This window comes from Aurantiacibacter gangjinensis, assembly GCF_001886695.1.
GTDB lineage: Bacteria > Pseudomonadota > Alphaproteobacteria > Sphingomonadales > Sphingomonadaceae > Alteraurantiacibacter > Alteraurantiacibacter gangjinensis.
This window is the reverse complement of record NZ_CP018097.1, coordinates 981,209-997,865: the sequence shown is the minus strand read 5'-3', so window position 1 is coordinate 997,865 and position 16,657 is coordinate 981,209. Positions and strand designations below refer to the sequence as shown.

General features: G+C 64.9%; 14 protein-coding genes and 1 tRNA gene. 5 read left to right on the top strand and 10 right to left on the bottom strand.

Annotation, left to right across the window (positions count from 1 at the left end; genetic code table 11):
• The first annotated feature begins 80 nt into the window (after window positions 1–80).
• Together BMF35_RS04920 and BMF35_RS04915 are read left to right on the top strand one after the other, a co-directional pair.
• On the top strand, window positions 81–638 hold the full coding sequence (locus BMF35_RS04920) for a biliverdin-producing heme oxygenase (protein WP_071961173.1): 558 nt from the start codon (window positions 81–83) through the stop codon (window positions 636–638).
• Window positions 635–3,214 (top strand): HWE histidine kinase domain-containing protein, encoded by a 2,580-nt coding sequence (locus tag BMF35_RS04915; protein ID WP_047007150.1) that lies wholly within the window; start codon window positions 635–637, stop codon window positions 3,212–3,214. Before BMF35_RS04920 ends, BMF35_RS04915 begins: the two co-directional genes overlap by 4 nt.
• Window positions 3,215–3,220: 6 nt before the next feature.
• On the opposite strand, the gene BMF35_RS04910 is transcribed toward BMF35_RS04915, so the two are convergent.
• The 3 genes from BMF35_RS04910 to BMF35_RS04900 all read right to left on the bottom strand — a co-directional run bounded on the left by BMF35_RS04910 (window position 3,221) and on the right by BMF35_RS04900 (window position 5,889).
• The gene (locus BMF35_RS04910; RefSeq protein ID WP_047007149.1) at window positions 3,221–4,255 is read right to left on the bottom strand and encodes a mannose-1-phosphate guanylyltransferase; all 1,035 of its coding nucleotides are present in this window, start codon (window positions 4,253–4,255) and stop codon (window positions 3,221–3,223) included.
• 38 nt (window positions 4,256–4,293) lie between these two features.
• Window positions 4,294–5,031, bottom strand: a complete 738-nt coding sequence (locus BMF35_RS04905; protein ID WP_047007634.1) for a TonB family protein — start codon at window positions 5,029–5,031, stop codon at window positions 4,294–4,296.
• Between the two features lie 69 nt (window positions 5,032–5,100).
• Window positions 5,101–5,889, bottom strand: a complete 789-nt coding sequence (locus BMF35_RS04900) for a Crp/Fnr family transcriptional regulator (RefSeq protein ID WP_047007148.1) — start codon at window positions 5,887–5,889, stop codon at window positions 5,101–5,103.
• 160 nt (window positions 5,890–6,049) lie between these two features.
• On the opposite strand from BMF35_RS04900, the gene BMF35_RS04895 reads away from it, so the two are divergent.
• Complete coding sequence (locus BMF35_RS04895) at window positions 6,050–9,541, top strand: hydantoinase B/oxoprolinase family protein (RefSeq protein WP_047007147.1); 3,492 nt, start codon at window positions 6,050–6,052, stop codon at window positions 9,539–9,541.
• A complete protein-coding gene (locus BMF35_RS04890; protein ID WP_047007146.1) occupies window positions 9,541–10,536 on the top strand; it encodes a DUF2891 domain-containing protein in 996 nt (331 codons plus the stop codon). The genes BMF35_RS04895 and BMF35_RS04890 overlap by 1 nt, the downstream gene beginning before the upstream one ends.
• Window positions 10,537–10,545: 9 nt before the next feature.
• Here the strand turns inward: BMF35_RS04890 and BMF35_RS04885 are convergent.
• The 5 genes from BMF35_RS04885 to BMF35_RS04865 all read right to left on the bottom strand — a co-directional run bounded on the left by BMF35_RS04885 (window position 10,546) and on the right by BMF35_RS04865 (window position 13,702).
• Window positions 10,546–10,621, bottom strand: a tRNA-Lys gene (locus tag BMF35_RS04885).
• 36 nt (window positions 10,622–10,657) lie between these two features.
• Window positions 10,658–11,155, bottom strand: coding sequence for a 2-amino-4-hydroxy-6-hydroxymethyldihydropteridine diphosphokinase (gene folK / locus BMF35_RS04880; protein ID WP_047007145.1), 498 nt, complete (start codon window positions 11,153–11,155; stop codon window positions 10,658–10,660).
• Window positions 11,152–12,015 (bottom strand): N-carbamoylputrescine amidase, encoded by an 864-nt coding sequence (aguB, locus tag BMF35_RS04875; RefSeq protein WP_047007144.1) that lies wholly within the window; start codon window positions 12,013–12,015, stop codon window positions 11,152–11,154. Before aguB ends, folK begins: the two co-directional genes overlap by 4 nt.
• Window positions 12,016–12,026: 11 nt before the next feature.
• On the bottom strand, window positions 12,027–12,818 hold the full coding sequence (locus tag BMF35_RS04870; RefSeq protein WP_236781562.1) for an SIMPL domain-containing protein: 792 nt from the start codon (window positions 12,816–12,818) through the stop codon (window positions 12,027–12,029).
• Between the two features lie 83 nt (window positions 12,819–12,901).
• Window positions 12,902–13,702, bottom strand: a complete 801-nt coding sequence (locus tag BMF35_RS04865) for a class I SAM-dependent methyltransferase (RefSeq protein ID WP_052766070.1) — start codon at window positions 13,700–13,702, stop codon at window positions 12,902–12,904.
• 98 nt (window positions 13,703–13,800) lie between these two features.
• Here BMF35_RS04865 and msrA point away from each other — a divergent pair, with 98 nt between their 5' ends.
• Window positions 13,801–14,331, top strand: coding sequence for a peptide-methionine (S)-S-oxide reductase MsrA (msrA, locus tag BMF35_RS04860; RefSeq protein ID WP_418202102.1), 531 nt, complete (start codon window positions 13,801–13,803; stop codon window positions 14,329–14,331).
• 88 nt (window positions 14,332–14,419) lie between these two features.
• On the opposite strand, the gene BMF35_RS04855 is transcribed toward msrA, so the two are convergent.
• Together BMF35_RS04855 and BMF35_RS04850 are read right to left on the bottom strand one after the other, a co-directional pair.
• On the bottom strand, window positions 14,420–15,205 hold the full coding sequence (locus tag BMF35_RS04855) for a hypothetical protein (RefSeq protein ID WP_047007142.1): 786 nt from the start codon (window positions 15,203–15,205) through the stop codon (window positions 14,420–14,422).
• A 222-nt stretch (window positions 15,206–15,427) separates the two neighbouring features.
• Complete coding sequence (locus tag BMF35_RS04850) at window positions 15,428–16,657, bottom strand: RsmB/NOP family class I SAM-dependent RNA methyltransferase (protein WP_047007141.1); 1,230 nt, start codon at window positions 16,655–16,657, stop codon at window positions 15,428–15,430.

Sequence of the window (16,657 nt, the reverse complement as noted above, 5' to 3'; positions counted from 1 at the left end):
CGAAAGGATTTTTGACACATCACCGCGAGGTTTGGGAGTTCTTTGCCCGATATATCGCTGAGTACGAGGGTATGCCGTAATTGGCTGACGAGGGCAAAACACAATCACTGCGCGCATTGCTGCGACAGGATACGCGGACGCAGCACGATGCGCTCGATGCGAGCGTGGCGGACGTCTCTCTGTCGGACCCTGCTGCCTATGCCGCGTTCCTCCGCAATCAGCTGGCCGCGCGCCTTCCCATAGAGCAATTTGTTGCCCGGCATATCGGCGATGAAAACGCTCCGCCAGCCACTGCGCCCCTGCTGATCGACGATCTGCAAGCCATTGGCGGGCCGTTTTCGCTGCCGTCAGGAGAGTTTCATCTGCCTGAAAAGTCCGACCCTATCGGCCTCGCCTGGGCACTGGCAGGCTCGCACCTGGGCAACCGCGCCATGCGGGCGCAGATCGGTGAGACGAGACTGCCGACCGCCTTTCTCGATGACAGCGCGATGATCGCTTATTGGAAGCATTTGCGGCCCCGGCTGGAAAAGCCGACCACGCCGGCGCAGGGCGCGGCGGCCGTGCAGGCCGCTCGCGCAGTCTTTACCCATTTCGCTGAGGTTTTCGCCCGCGAACCGCGCGGGCGGATCGCGGCATGAATGTGCATGATCCCAAGGTCGACCTGACAAGCTGCGACCGCGAACCGATCCACCAACTGGGCCAGATCCAGCCGTTCGGTGCTCTGATCGCAGTGACCGCGGACTGGATCATCGCTTTCCAATCGGCAAATGCAGACGACATAATCGATGCGCGAAAGCCCTTTGCCATCGGAAACAATCTCTCCGACTATCTCGATGCGAACGCCTTGAGGGTATTGCGGGAAAGGGCTGGCTGGGCGTCGCGCTCGCAAACGACGGAGCGGCTGTTCGGCTGCGACCTGTTGCGCTCCGGCAAGCGCTTCGACATCGCCATCCATTGCAGCGACGGCTACACGGTGCTGGAAATCGAACCGGGGGCACAAAATGCCGCCGCCGATCATTCCTCCGCCATCCGCCCGATGATGGATCATCTGCGTCGTTGCGAAGGCGTGGACAAGCTCTGCCAAGGCGCGGCAGAACAGCTCAAGCGCCTCCTCGGGTTCGACCGGGTCATGGTGTATCGCTTCCATCCGGACGAAAGTGGCGAAGTCATCGCGGAGGCGCGCGAGGGGCATATCGACGGCTTCATGGGGCTGCGCTATCCGCGCACCGATATCCCGCAACAGGCCCGCGCGCTTTATCTGAAAAACCTGTTCCGCATCATCAGCGATGTGAGCGCGGAACCAGTGCCAATCCTCCCCGAAATGCCGCTGGACGGCCGTCCGCTGGATCTCTCGCAAAGCACGCTGCGCGCGGTATCGCCCGTGCATATCGAATACCTGCAGAACATGGGCGTCGAAGCTTCGCTGAGCATTTCCATCGTGGTGAATGGCAAGCTGTGGGGCCTGTTCGCCTGCCATCACTACAGCCCCCGCGTGCTGGCATTCCCGCAGCGCACCGCGGCCGAACTGTTTGCCCAGCTTTTCTCCATGCAGCTGGAACTGACGATCCGTTCCGCGGGAGAAGCTCTCAAGGATCGTTCGCGCGAGTTGCACAACCGGCTGATGAACCAGATGGGTGGCGGCGATACGCTGACCGACAGCCTCGACGTGATCGAGCGCACCATTGGCGACCTGATCCCGCATGACGGCCTCTCCGCCTATATCGATGGCACATACCGTTCCCACGGCGCAGCGCCGAATGCCGAGGAGTTCGAGGCCATCGTGCCGGCTCTCAACACCTCCTCCACCAGCACGATAGTCCACAGCGATTCCCTCGTCGGGCTGATCCCGGCAGCCGCCGCCTTCAAAGACCGGGTGGTCGGCGCGCTCATTATCCCCGTCTCGCGCAGTCCGCGCGATTATATGGTGTTGTGGCGCAAGGAAATAGAACGCAGCGTGACCTGGGCCGGCAATCCGGACAAACCGGTGCAGCCTGGGCCGAATGGCGACAGGCTGACGCCGCGCAAAAGCTTCGAGGCCTGGAAGCAGACTGTCAGCGGCCGCAGCACCGTATGGTCGGAAGAAGAGCTGGCCATAGCCGAAGGGCTGCGCGTCACGCTGCTCGAGGTAATCCTGCGCGTCACCGACGCGCAGGTGCGCGAACGCACCCGCGCGCAGGAACGGCAGGAATTGCTGATTGCGGAACTCAACCACCGCGTGCGCAACATCCTGACGCTGATCCGCAGCCTGATCGGCCAATCACGCGGCGAAGTCAGCAATATCGAGGAATTCTCCGATCTCGTCGGCGGGCGAATCCAGGCCCTGGCGCGTGCGCACGACCATATCACGCGCGAGCAGTGGGATTCCGCGTCGCTTCGCGAGCTGATCGAGTCCGAAGCCGAGGCCTATCTTTCAGGCAAGCGCAACCGGATTACCGTGACCGGGGACGAGGCGCTTATCACGCCCGAAGCCTTCACGGTGCTGGCTCTCGTGGTGCACGAGATGATGACCAATTCCGCCAAATACGGATCGCTTTGCGACAGCAGCGGGCGATTGGAAATCACGACGCAATTCACCAAGCATCGCGACCTCGCCATCAAATGGCGCGAGATCGGCGGTCCGCCGGTCAAGGCGCCCGAACGGCGCGGCTTCGGCACGACCATCATCGAGCGTTCGATCCCGTTCGAGCTGAAAGGCACGGCCGATGTCTCTTACAAGGTCTCCGGGCTGGAAGCAGATTTCCTCATCCCCTCACGTTACGCAACGCAGGTAGAAGCGGACGAGAACGCGCAGGCCGACACAGCGAAGGACAGTCCGATGACCGAGGCCAGCGGCGAGGTGAGCCACGTGCAGCGCGACGGTGTGCTGCTGGTGGAAGACAGCATGATCATCGCCATGGATGTCGAGGATATGTTGCGCGGCATCGGCTACAAGACAGTGACCGTCGCCAGCACGCCGGACCAGGCGCTTAGCGCGATCGACAAAGCGATGCCCGGCTTCGCCATACTCGATTTCAATCTGGGCGATTCTACCTCCGAACCCGTCGCACAGCGACTTGCCGAAGAAGGCGTGCCGTTCTGGTTTGCCACCGGCTATGGCGATGCGGTTGCGCTTATTTCGGAAAGCGCGGCACGGGGCGTGTTGCAAAAGCCCTATACCAAGCAGGATCTGGAAAGGATCGTCGCCGAATTGCAGGCCGAAGAAGGCGCCGCCTGACCGGCGCTATTGCGACTTGGCTCCGCCGAGTTTGCCGACGCGCTGCGCCCCCTCCATCGTCGTCACTAGCACCTCGTCACCGTCTATGACGATGGCGATATCGCTCAGCCCGATGGCCGAGATGCGCGGTCCATCGGTTTCGACGAGGACATTGGTGCAATCGAGCAGTTCCACTTCGCCTGTCGCACTATTCCCGTGCGCGTCCTTCTGCCGCGCATCATGCAGCGCGTGCCAGTTCCCGATATCGGACCAGCCCATGGAAACAGGCACCATGGCCGCGCGGCCGGTATTTTCCATCACGGCATAATCGACCGATTCCGGCGTAATGGCAGCGAAGCTCTGGGCATCCGGATGAAAGCGCGCGCCGTCCTCCGATCCGCTTTCGACGGACCGGCGAACGTGGCGCGCAAGTTCGGGCCGATGTGAGGCCAATTCTTTCAGGAAGTGCCCGGCGCGAAACGCGAAGATACCGCCATTCCAGCTGTAATTGCCATCCGCCAGGAACTGCGTCGCCCGCGCGATATCGGGCTTCTCGACGAATTCGGCGATCTGCATTCCGCCATCCAGCGCAGCGCCGCTGCGGATGTAGCCGAAACCCGTTTCCGGCTGCGTGGGCGTGATTCCGAAAGCCACCAGGTAATCCTGCGCCGCCAGCCGCATCGCGGCTTCCGTAGCAGCGTGAAATGCGGGAATATCGGCAATGTAGTGGTCGCTTGGGCAGACCAGCATGACGGCATCCTCAGGCAGGCGCAGCGCTGCAAGCGCAATGGCCGCAGCCGTATTCCGGGCCGACGGCTCCACGATGATTTGCACACCTCCCCCATCTGGCAATTGCTCTTCCACCAGCGCTGCATGGGCGGCGCCCGTCACAATGGTCGGCGCCGCAAACAGCGCCGCATCGGTGGTGCGCGCGACGGTCTGCTGGAACAGGGTCTGATCGCCGACCAGCGGCAGAAAGGGCTTGGGCTTGTCCTTGCGGCTTCGGGGCCAAAGGCGCGTGCCACTGCCGCCGCACAGGATTACCGGGTGGATGAGGCTCATGGCGGGTGTCATTCCCCATTGGAGAGCAGACGGCAAGCCTATCGCGCGCGAAAATCGACGCGGTAGCCATAGCGCGCTTCCACCGGCACCCCGTCCGATGTCTGCGCCGGATTGAAGCGGATGCGCTCCACTACCAGCGGGCAGACGCGTGCCGTGGTGGCGGCATCGACCGAGGACCGCGCCACGCTGCAATTGCGCGCGCGCCCGTCCGTCGTGACGGTGAACTGCACCACTACGGACTTGCCGAAACGTGCGGCTCTCCCGCCTTCGGGGATGGGAAAATCGCGGGCTTCGTTGAGTTCGCCCGAGCGCACGCTGGGCCGCACGGCGACGGCGCCGCCCTGTCCGCTCCCGCCCCTGCCGCTGCCCGTGCCATCGCCCGTGCCGCCTGCCCCGGTGCCTTCGCCCGCATCGGTCGCGCCCGACGCATTGGCGTTACCGGTCGAGGTGACACGCGGCGCAGGTTGCGGAGAGGGTCGCGGGATCGGCTGGGGCTGGGCGACGACTTCGCGCGCCACGGCTTCCTCCCCCGCTTCGGCTGCCGCGCCCTCGTCGACGGATGGCGGCGCAATGCTCGGCTCGGATTCCGGCTCCTCGTAAATCGGCACGGTAACGGTAATGAGCGATTCCGCCTCCTCGATGATTCCGGCAGTAAATTCGGGGGCCAGCGCCCGGGCGAGCGCGAACAGGCCGAGGACATGCAGCACCGCCAGCAGCGCGATCAGCTTCCAGCTGGGCCTGCGCTTCCTGTCCAGAAATCCTGCATTGTCCGCCAAGGGTCGCGTCTCCTGCCGCGTCAACGCGCCTGCCCAAGGAAAGGTGCCTCGACGCGACGCATCGCCAGACTATTTCTGCGACAGGTCGAGCTCGCCGCGCATGCCCAGCACGCCCTCGCCATAGAGGTAATCCGCATTGAAATCGGCAAACGCGCACAATTCCTCGCGATCCGGGATGCTGATCTTGCCGCGTTGGAAATCGGCCAGCCCCTGCTCGCGCAGATCGCGCAGCGCGCGGTTCATATGGATGGCCGTGGTGCCGCACATATCAGCGAGGTCGGCCTGTATCAGCGGCGTCTCGATCCGGTTGGCGACATTCATGCCGATAAATTCCAGGCGCTGCTGCAATTCGCAGAAGATATGCGCGACACGCCGCGGGGCGCGTAGCTGTTCCAGCTTCATGATCCATTCGCGGTGGATCGCCGCATCCAGCAGGGTGGAGAACCACAGCAGCCGGGCGAGGTGCGGATCGGTGTCCATCACACTCTTTATCCGGTCATGCGGCACATAGCCCACCTTGGCCTGACCGATTGTGATGACATCGTGATCGAGCCGCTTGAGCGCGAAGGCATGCAGGTCCACGAAATCGCCGGGCACTTGCACGCCCACGACGAAGCGCTTCTCTCCCGAACGAATGGTGCGCAAAACGAACCCTCCGATCAGCATGGTCGACCGGTCGGACAACTGCCCGCGTTCGAGGATGGTTTGCGGTCCATCGTAATCAGCGACGTCTTCCACCAGCGATTCGACGATCTGCTTTTCGCTATCGTCCATCGCATCGCGCAGGCGGCCCATGAGGAACCTGCCCGTCAGAGGAAATTTCTCGACTTCTTTCCCGATCTCTTCGCTGGTCGTCATATCCCGTCCCGTCCGGCATCCCGAAACGGGATGCGGTTCTCCGCTCCAGAACTTCAATGAAACACTTTTTGATCGGTTCCGCATAGTACCGACTTTGGGCCATGGCCTACCGTCGGCATCACGCTCGACATTGCGGACCGTGAAAGGCTAGGCCGCGGGGATGACCGGCCAGTATCGCTTTGCCATCGACCGCGGGGGCACTTTCACCGATGTCGTGGCCGAGACACCGGGCGGCGAGCTGGTGACGGCAAAGCTGCTCTCCAGCGATCCCGGGCACTACGACGATGCCGCGAGCGAGGCGGTGCGCCGCGTGATGGCGAAGCATGGGGCAGCGCCGATTGCCGAGCTGCGTATTGGCACGACCATCGCCACCAATGCCCTGCTGGAGCGGCAGGGCGTGCGTCTGGCGCTGGCAATCACGCGTGGCCACGGCGATGCGCTGCGCATCGGCAACCAGGCGCGGCCCGACATCTTCGCGCGCCATATCGTCAAGCCCGAGAGGCTGGAACGGCGCGTCGTCGAGATCGACGAGCGGGTCGGCGCGGATGGCGAAGTTCTGGTGCCGCTGGACGAGGACACCGCCCGCCGCGAACTGGCAGGGCTGCGCGAAGACGGCTTCGACGCGCTCGCAATCGTCCTGCTGCATGGCTGGACCTTCACCGCGCATGAAGCGCGTCTGGCGCAAATTGCGCGCGAGTTGGGCTTCACCCAGATCAGCACCAGCCACGAAGTCAGCCCGCTCATGCGGCTGGAGCCACGCGGTGATACCAGCATTGCCGACGCCTATCTCTCTCCGGTCATCCGGAACTATGTCGATGCGCTGGAGCAGCGGCTGCCCGATCATGGCGCGCTGCGCTTCATGCAATCGAATGGCGGCTTGGCCGATGCGCATGCCTTCCGCGGCAAGGATGCGGTGCTATCCGGCCCCGCAGGCGGCGTGGTCGGCATGGCCATCACGGCGCGCGCGCTCGGCTACAAGAAGCTGATCGGCTTCGACATGGGCGGCACCAGTACCGATGTGTGCCATTATGCCGGCGAGTATGAGCGCACGGGCGACAGCATGGTTGCCGGCATCCGCATCGCCGCGCCGATGATGCAGATCCACACCGTCGCGGCAGGTGGCGGGTCGGTCTGCCGCTTAGACGGCCAGCGCCTTCGCGTCGGGCCGGAAAGCGCCGGAGCCGATCCCGGCCCCGCCTGCTATCGCAAGGGCGGTCCGCTGACTGTCACCGATTGCAATCTCGTGCTGGGGCGTATCGATCCCGACCGGTTCCCGCGCGTTTTCGGGCCGGATGGCGATGCGCCGCTGGACGCGGAGGCATCGGCTGCGCGCCTTTCCGAAGTGGCAGAGGCGCTGCCCGAACCGATGGCTCCCGAAGCACTGGCGGTGGCGTTCCTCGCTCTCGCCGTGGACGAAATGGCGAATGCCATCCGCACCATCTCCACCGCGCGCGGACAGGATGTGAGCGGGCATGCGCTCGCCTGTTTCGGCGGTGCGGGTGGGCAATTTGCCTGCCGCGTGGCGGACGAGCTGGGGATGGACACCGTGCTCGTGCACCCGCTGGCAGGGATGCTCAGCGCCTACGGCATCGGCCTCGCCCCGGTCGTCGCCATACGCGAAAGCGGCGTGGTGCGCCCGCTGGTGGAAGACCATGACGCGGCGCTGGCTATGCTGAAGAAGCAGGTTCGCGGCGACCTCGTATCGCAGGGGATCGACGCGGAGAGCATCGCCCTGATCGCCCGCATGCGCCTGCGCTTTACCGGCAGCGACACGGCGCTCGACATGCCCTTGGCTCCCGCTGCGAAGGCCGACGCGCATTTCCGCCAGGAGCATCGGCGCCGCTTCGGCTGGTCGGACGAAAGCGCGCCGATCATTCTCGAAGCCCTGAGCGTGGAAGGACGCGGCGAGAGCGGCGGCCTCAACGCCGAAGTCCGGGCCGACAAACGCGGCAACCTTTCCGCTGACGACACGCTGGACGGCCCGGCCATGATCGCCGACCCCGGCTCCACCACGATTGTCGAGAATGGCTGGCAAGCGAAAATGGTCGATGACGGCTCGCTCGTCCTCACCCGCATCGCGGCGCGCAGGCGCAGCCTCGCCAGCGGCACGCAGGCCGACCCGTTGCGGCTCGCGATTTTCAACAATCTCTTCATGGCGATTGCCGAGGAAATGGGCGTGGTGCTGGAAAGCACGGCCAGCTCGGTCAACATCAAGGAGAGGCTCGATTTCTCCTGCGCGCTGTTCGATGCGAGCGGCGCGCTGATCGCCAATGCGCCGCATATCCCGGTGCATCTGGGCAGCATGTCCGCCAGCATCCGCCGCGTGATCGACAACCGCGCCCGCAGCGCGCGCGGCATTCGCCGGGGCGACGCCTATTGCCTCAACGATCCCTATGCGGGCGGCACGCATTTGCCCGATGTGACGGTAGTCGTGCCTGTGTTCCACGACGGCGGGGCGGACCCTGCCGCCTTCGTCGCCGCGCGCGGGCACCATGCCGATATCGGCGGCATCGCGCCCGGATCGATGCCGCCCGAGAGCAGGCGGATCGAGGAGGAAGGCATCCGCCTCGACGATGTGCTGCTGGTGGATGAAGGGCGCTTCTGCGAGGCCGAGCTACGCGAATTGCTCGCCGCCGGTCTCTATCCGGCGCGCAATCCGGATCGCAACGTCGCCGATTGCAAGGCGCAGCTTGCCGCCTGCGCGCGCGGTGCAGATTTGCTGGCAGATGCCGCGCGCGACCACGGCGTGGATGTGGTAGCGGCATTCATGGGGCACGCGCTCGATCATGGCGAAGCTGCCGTGCGCGCGCTGATCGGCAGGCTGGATGACGGCGCATTTACCTATGCGATGGACAATTGCGCCGAGGTGCAGGTGTCCGTCACCATCGACCGCGATGCGCGCACTGCACGGTTCGATTTCACCGGCACCAGCGCCCAGCTGGAAGGCAATTTCAATGCGCCTGCCGCGATCACCCGCGCCGCCGTGCTCTATTGCCTGCGCTGCCTGATCGACGATGCCATCCCGCTCAACGATGGTTGCCTGCGCCCGGTGGAGATCGTGCTGCCGCCCGGCTCCATGCTCTCGCCCGAACCGCCCGCCGCGGTCGTCGCCGGAAATGTCGAGACGAGCCAGGTCGTGACCGATGCGATCTTCGCCGCCCTGGGTGCGCTTGCTCCGTCGCAAGGCACGATGAACAATTTCACCTTCGGCGATGACACGCGGCAATATTACGAGACCATCGCAGGCGGATCGGGCGCGGGGCCGGATTTCCACGGCTGCGACGCAGTGCAGACCCACATGACCAATTCGCGCCTCACCGATCCCGAAGTGCTGGAAGCGCGGCTGCCGGTGCGGGTGGAGCGCTTCGCCATCCGCAAAGGGTCGGGCGGGCGAGGCCGACATGATGGCGGAGAGGGGGTCGAGCGGGTCATCCGCTTTCTCGAACCCATGCGCGCACAAATTCTCGCCAACCGTCGCAAGATTGCGCCTGCCGGGCTGGCGGGTGGCGGCGACGGCGCACCGGGCGAGACGATCATGCGGCGTGCCGACGGAAGCGAGATCGACCTCGGCGGGACGGGCGCGGCGGACATGATGCCGGGGGACGCGATAATCATTCGCACACCGGGCGGCGGCGGGTATGGCGCACCGTGATGCAATTGACGCCCGATCTCGCAAGCCGGTTCGCGTGCACGGCACTCGGCCATGTCGCGCGCGAATATCCCAACAAGCTCGACCATGTGATGGCGGGCGATGGCGATGCGCGCATGCCGCGCGATCTGCATCCCGCCTTCTTCGGCAGTTTCGACTGGCATAGCTGCGTGCATAGCTGGTGGATGCTGCTGCGCGTCGCGCGGCTCTATCCCGACATGGCGGAGGCTGGCCAAATCCGCGCATTGGCGGATCAGACTTTTACCGAGGCCAAGCTGGCCACGGAACTCGCCTATGCGCAGCGCCCGCAATCGCGCGGGTTCGAGCGGCCCTATGGCTGGGCATGGCTGCTCTACTTGCACCTTGAAGCGTCGCGTGCCGACGCGCCGTGGGCCGAACGCCTGCGCCCGCTCGCCGAGCATTTCGCGAACGGCTTTCGCGATTACCTTTCGATCCTCCGCCACCCCATCACGACGGGCACGCATTTCAATACCGCCTTCGCGCTGACGCTGGCGCTGGAATGGGCGGAGACGTTCGATGCCGAACTGGCTGCGACGATCCGCGATTGGTCCACCGATCATTTCGGTGAACGGCAAGCCTATGCCGGATGGGAGCCGGGCGGCGACGAGTTCCTCTCGCCCGTGCTCAGCGTCGCGCTGCTGATGGGCCGTGTGCTGGACCGTGATGCCTTCGCCGACTGGTTCGCAAGGCTGCTGCCCGAGGACGGCTGGCTGGAGACGCAATGTAAGCCGGTCAAGGTGTCGGATGTAACCGACGGCAAGATGGCACATCTTGACGGCCTCAATCTCAGCCGTGCCTGGGCGCTGCATCGGATGGCCGGATTGCTTGGCGACAAGCCACGCGCCGCCCGCATGCGCGACATGGCCGACGCGCATATCGCCGCCTCGATCGACGCGGTGGACGGCCACTACATGAGCGCGCACTGGCTCGCCAGCTTCGCGCTGTTGGCGCTGGAAGCGGCGGAAAATCGAGGCTGAGGGGAAAGGTGGTGAGCCCTGCTGGGTTCGAACCAGCGACCTACTGATTAAAAGTCAGTTGCTCTACCGACTGAGCTAAGGGCCCCGTCACCCGGGTTTGCAGCGCGGTGGCTGCGGGCGCTCACCTAGGGGCGGGGCGATTGCGGGTCAAGCGGGCATTGAGTTGCCGCAGCGTGAAACCCGTCACCGGGTCGCGCCAGTCGGGCGCGATCATGCTGGCCGGGGCGAGCACGAAAGATCGTTGGCGGAATTGCGGGTGCGGGATTTGCAGGCCGGGTGCGCTCCAGCTGCCGCCGCTCCACAGCACGATGTCGAGATCGAGTGTGCGCGAGCGCCAGCGCTGCCCGCGCCGCTCGCGACCTGCCTCGGCTTCGATGCCCTGGAGAGCGGCTAGCATTTGCGGCGGTGCAAGGTCCGTTGCGACAAGCGCCGCGCCATTGGCATAGCGGCGCAGCGAAGGGCCGACGGGATCGCTGGCGATAACCGGTGCCATGGCGAGGCACTGTCCCAGCCCGTCCAGCCAGTCTGCCGCCTTCGCCAATATGTCGCGCGGACTGCCATGGCGGGCCGATGGCTGGTTGCTGCCCAGCGCGACCAGATAGGTATGCGCGGAGCTCAAATATCCTCGGCGATGCGGCCGTAAAGCTGCGGGCGGCGGTCGCGGAAGAAGCCCCAGCTGGCGCGGTGCTGGCGTGCGGCATCGAGGTCCAGTTCGGCGACCAGTACGCCGCTTTCCTTCGCGCCGTATTCGGCCAGCATATCGCCCCATTCGTCGCAGATGAAGCTGTGGCCGTAGAAGGTCGTGCCGTCCGCCTCGCCGCCTTCATGGCCGATACGGTTGGCGGCCACCACCGGCATGCAATTGGATACGGCGTGGCCGATCATGGCGCGGCGCCACATGCGGCTGGTATCCATCTCGGCATCCTTCGGCTCGCTGCCGATGGCGGTAGGGTAGAACAGCACCTGCGCGCCTTTCAGGGCCAGCACGCGCGCCGTTTCGGGGTACCACTGGTCCCAGCAAATGCCGATGCCGATGCGCGCGCCGAAAACGTCCCACACCTTGAACCCGTCATTGCCGGGGCGGAAATAGAACTTTTCCTCATAGCCCGGCCCGTCGGGAATGTGGCTCTTGCGGTATGTGCCCATGATCTCGCCATCGGGTCCGATCATGGCGAGCGTGTTATAATAATGGTGCCCGTCGCGCTCGAAAAAGCTGGTGGGGATGGCAACGCCCAGCCGCTTCGCCAGCCTTTGCATGGCGATGACCGATGGGTGATCCGCCGTCGGTCGGGCGAGCGCGAAGAATGCGTCCTTCTCCTCGCGGCAGAAATAGGGGCCGGAGAACAGCTCCGGCGGCAGGATCACCTGCGCGCCCTTGCCGGCGGCATCTTCCACCTGCGCGGAGACGGCGGCGATGTTTTCTGCCTCGTCCTCGCTACCGAGGGCAAGCTGGAGCGCGGCGACTTTCAGCGTTATCATGCGCGCGGCATTTACTGCTCGACGAGGGCGAAGTCCACTTGCACCGTTACAGCGCTGGTCGTTTGCCCCGGCATGATGGTGGCTCCGCCCTCCTGCATGCTCTCAGGACTGACCTGCAAATTGACCGGCGGCGGCGGCGAGACCGGCGGGGGCGGCGGGCGATACCCCGCTGCATCCACCGCCGTCGCCTGCGCGCCCTGGAAATAGCGATTGCCCTGCGATCCCCCTGCATCGCGGATATACAGCACGCGGCTCACTTCCATGCCCGCCGCCTCGGCATAGGCATCCGCCCGTGCGCGGGCCGCGGCATAGGCATTGGCATAGGCGGAATTGGCGGCAGCTTCCGGGTCGGAGAGACGCAATTCGGGGCCGGAGACGATATTCGCGCCGACCGCCGTCACCGCTGTCACCGCAGCGCCCGCCTGGTCGATGTCGCGCACGCGCACGGTGAGGGTGTTGGACGCCTGGAACTGGCCGCGCCGGTCCCCCCAGTCGATGCGCTGGACATTGACCGTGCTGGTCTGGATGTCCTCCTCCGCCACGCCCATTTCGCGCAGGGCGGCGACGATCTCGTCGATATCCTCCTGCGTTTCGGCAGAAGCGGCGGCGGCATCGCGCGCCCAGTTCTGTACCCCTGCGGTAAAGCGCGCTTCATCGGGCCGGGTATCGGCCTGACCGGTCGCGCTGACCGACAATAACGTTTCGGATTTCTCGACCCCGCGCGGGTCGTAGACCGTGTCGCCGCACGCGCTCAGCGCCAGCGCGCCCGTCATGACGGCACCGAATTTCATCTGCCTTTTCATATGCAACCCCTCTTGTGTGATACTATCACACGAGTGAGGCTGCTACGATGAACGGCAAATTTACGGCCTCGGTGCGACCCGCTTCAGTCCCGCTTGCGGAAAAGCAGCGTCATGCGGTCGCTCTCACCGATGGCTTCGTAGCGCGCCCGGTCCTCGTCACCCAGCGCGAAGGTCGGCGGCAGGGTCCAGACGCCGCGCGGCCAGTCTGCCGGGTCGTTCACATTCGCATTGATGTCGGACTGGGCATAGAGTTCGAAACCGTGGAGCTCGAACAGGCGCACGACATCGGACTGGCGCAGATAACCGCGCGAGCCATTGCTGTCTTCGTAGCTCGCTGCTTCGGGCGCACGGTGCTGGACGACGCCGACCATGCCGTCATCCGCCAGCATGGTATAGACGGCGCGCAGCACCTCGTCCGACTGGTTGCCGTTCATCAGCCCGTGTAGCGAGCGGAAGATGACCACGCGGTCGACCGTTCCGGCCACGTCCTCTGGCACATTGTCGGTATCGAATGCGGTGACATAGCCTTCATCGGCAAGGCCGGCTTCCACCACGGCGGCGGTGAAACGATCGGCCCATGTCACGCCTTCATCATTGGGCGCGGACGGGCGCTGGAAACCGATATAGCGGCCATGGGGGGATATCCACGGGGCGAGGACGCGGGTGTACCAGCCGCCGCCGGGGCCATATTCGGCGACCGTCATGTCCGCCTCGATCTGGAAGAAGTCCAGTGTCTCCGCCGGATGGCGGAACTGGTCGCGCGCACGATCATCGTCGCGGCGGTCGTCTGCCAGCACCGTGGCCAGATCGGGGTGCCCGTCATGCGCGGCGGCAGGGGCGGCGATGGCTATGGCAGCGGCGGCGAAAATAGGGGCGAAACGCATCGGGATTCTCCTCGTGGAAGTCGTTGCGCGCACACTACCTGCCAAAGGAGAGATGACAAGCGCCGCGTGCATCCCCACATCCGCAAGCAAAGGAGACGATGATGAGCGAGACTGCGATTGTTGCCGGCGGATGTTTTTGGTGCACAGAAGCGGTGTTCAAGGATGTGATCGGCGTGGAAAGCGTGGAAAGCGGCTATATCGGCGGCCATGTCGAGAACCCGAGCTACAAGGATGTGTGCAACGGCACGACCGGCCACGCCGAGGGCGTTAAAGTGACCTTCGATTCCGATACCGTCACCCTGCCCGAAATCTACGACATGTTCATGGGCACGCACGATCCCAGCCAGCTCAACCGGCAGGGCAACGATGTCGGCACGCAATATCGCAGCGCGATCTTCCCGCTGTCGGACGAGCAGCGCGCCGAAGCCGAAGCGGCCATCGCGCGGTGGAATGACAGCCACGACCAGACCGCCGTCACCACGATCGAGAGCGGCGAGTGGTATCCGGCAGAGGACTACCACCAGGAGTATTGGGAAGGCGAAGGCCAGCGAAACCCGTACTGCATGGCCGTGATCCCGCCCAAGCTGATGAAGCTGCGCAAGAGCTTCGCCGACAAAGTGAAATCGTAACCTTGCGGTAATTGCTGAGGCGCGCTTGAGTTAACCTTCGTGACCCCGCGCTTGGACGGGCATTGCGGCATCCGATGCGGCGAATTGGTTAACGCTCGTTTTCGGTTTCCTGCGTCTCGGAACCCGGGACGGGCCGCTCCTGCTGCTGCATGGTTTCCCATCCTTCGCGCAGGTCGGGCAGGTAGCCACGCACCTGCTCGGCGCATACGCCATCGCCCTGGTGCATGGCTTCGATCACATCGAGATTCGGCTCCAGCCCCAGATACCATAGCCTGCCCAGCATGGGTCCGACCGACTGGTCCCAGCCTTCGAAGGCATGGTCCAGCTTGTAGGAGGCGAGGATCACTTCGGTGCGCTCGGCATCGGTGAGGTTTGCCCCGCCATCGGCTGCCAGCATGATGGAGGCCCACCATTCCTCTTCCAGTCGCCGCATCGCGGTAATTTCCGCCCCTACGGTGGCGAGGTAATCGTACATCTGCACATATTCCGGCGAGAGATAGCGCCGCGCCTCTCGCGCGGTCTCGCCGTTCCACACCGACACCGACGTAGGCGGATGAGGCGGGTGACCGACGATAGCGGAGAAATCGCCTGCCTCACCATTTCGGACGGCCTGACGAATAGTCGCAAGGTTGGAGCGGATACAGTTCGCCTGCAATCCACGTGACAGGATACCGGTCTGCGAGTTGACGATCTGCTCGTTGATGACCGCTTGCGTCGTTTCGAACCGCTCGGCTTCGCGGCGGTTTTCGAAGCGTTCCTGCAGGCTTTGCGCCACCAGCACGCCCAGCAGCACGACGATGAATTCGAAGACGAACAGCCCTGCCCAGTAGAGCGGGCGGGATTTTAGCCAGCGGTGCTTGAAAATGGCGAACATGCGCTTTTCTGGCGCGGGGGCGGCGCTGTGTCGAGTCTGTCCTCGCCTTGCCCTGTCCTACAACCGGAGAACCGTGGCAGGCGCGCACGCATGGACAACCTCCTCATTTCCCTGTTTTTCTCCGGCAGAGTGTCAACTTCGCCAATCGCGGCGCTATCCCGCAGGAATGCTAGGGAAATAGCGGGTTTTGAGGCCTCGCAACCGTGTCAACTTTGTCAGCTTTCAGGCGGTGAAGCGCGCGACGAAAAATCCGTCCAGCCCGCCATGCTCAGCCAGCATGCCGGGATCGGTGCGGACATGGCCTGCGTCGGTCGCTTGAAAGCCGGCAGGCAGCTCGCTCGCCGCAATGGGCGATGGCGTCAGCGTGCAGGTGGCAGCGACCTCCTCACCTTCCTCGCGTTCCAGCGAACAGGTGGCGTAGACCAGCGTACCGCCGGGCTTCACCCAGCCCGATGCTCGCTCCAGCAGGCGGCGCTGAAGGTCGGCCATCTCGGCGATATGACGCGGGCCGATACGGTGGATCACGTCGGGATGGCGGCGACAGGTGCCCGTCGCCGTGCAGGGTGCGTCGAGCAGGATCGCATCGAAGGGCGCGTCCGGATGCCATTCCAGCGCATCGGCAATCACGGTATGCGCATCGAGCCGTGTGCGCGAAAGGTTCTCCCGCAGCCGCATCATGCGGGTGGGATGCACATCCAGCGCGGTGACATCCCATCCGGCGGCGGCCAGTTGCATCGTCTTGCCGCCCGGTGCCGCGGCAAGGTCCAGCACGCGGCGACCCTTGCCTTCGCCCAGCAGGCGCGCCGGGAGCGTGGCAGCGAGATCCTGCACCCACCAATCGCCCCCATCGTAGCCCGGCAAGTCGCTGACATTGGCGCCGCGCGGCAGGCGCAGATGGCCCGGTGCGAGGCTGATACCCTCCATGCCCGGACCGGCGCCGGAGTCTTTCAGCATCAGGTCGAGCGGCGGTGGCACGGCGAGGCCCTTGGCGATTGCCTCTGCCCGGTCGGCCCAACGCTCCGCCACCTGCACCGGCAAGGTCGGATGGTCGGGCAGCTGCGCCTCCTGCCGGGTGAGCGTGGCGAATACGCCGTGCGCCAGCCGCTTCGGTCCGCCGGTCAGCAGCGGCAATGCGGTGGCGACCACGGCATGGGGCGGCGTATCCAGCCGCAGCCATTGGGCCAGCATCATGCGCAGCACCGTGCGCGGCTTGGCATCGTCCGGCAGAGGCTCCTTCGTGGCGCTGTCGATCAGCGCGTCGAGATCGACCAGCCAGCGCAGCACCTCGCTCGCAATCGCGCGCGCCAATGCGCGGTCGGAATGGGCGGGCAGTCCGTTCGCCGCGCCGCCCGCCTGTTCCAGCGTATCGCCACGCCTCAAAACGGCATCGAGCATCTTCAGCGCCGCGCGGCGCGGGGGCAGTCCGGGGGTCTTTCCTGTTTTGGGGGCCAT

Bases quoted from the DNA above. Each gene is read 5' to 3' on its own strand.
- msrA (WP_418202102.1), top strand. From the start codon at position 13,801: ATGATGAGCGAGACTGCGATTGTTGCCGGCGGATGTTTTTGGTGCACA.
- BMF35_RS04855 (WP_047007142.1), bottom strand. From the start codon at position 15,205: ATGTTCGCCATTTTCAAGCACCGCTGGCTAAAATCCCGCCCGCTCTAC.
- BMF35_RS04915 (WP_047007150.1), top strand. From the start codon at position 635: ATGAATGTGCATGATCCCAAGGTCGACCTGACAAGCTGCGACCGCGAA.
- BMF35_RS04870 (WP_236781562.1), bottom strand. From the start codon at position 12,818: ATGAAAAGGCAGATGAAATTCGGTGCCGTCATGACGGGCGCGCTGGCG.
- BMF35_RS04910 (WP_047007149.1), bottom strand. From the start codon at position 4,255: ATGAGCCTCATCCACCCGGTAATCCTGTGCGGCGGCAGTGGCACGCGC.
- aguB (WP_047007144.1), bottom strand. From the start codon at position 12,015: ATGATAACGCTGAAAGTCGCCGCGCTCCAGCTTGCCCTCGGTAGCGAG.
- BMF35_RS04865 (WP_052766070.1), bottom strand. From the start codon at position 13,702: ATGCGTTTCGCCCCTATTTTCGCCGCCGCTGCCATAGCCATCGCCGCC.
- BMF35_RS04890 (WP_047007146.1), top strand. From the start codon at position 9,541: ATGCAATTGACGCCCGATCTCGCAAGCCGGTTCGCGTGCACGGCACTC.
- BMF35_RS04900 (WP_047007148.1), bottom strand. From the start codon at position 5,889: ATGACGACCAGCGAAGAGATCGGGAAAGAAGTCGAGAAATTTCCTCTG.
- BMF35_RS04895 (WP_047007147.1), top strand. From the start codon at position 6,050: ATGACCGGCCAGTATCGCTTTGCCATCGACCGCGGGGGCACTTTCACC.
- BMF35_RS04850 (WP_047007141.1), bottom strand. From the start codon at position 16,657: ATGGCCCCCAAAACAGGAAAGACCCCCGGACTGCCCCCGCGCCGCGCG.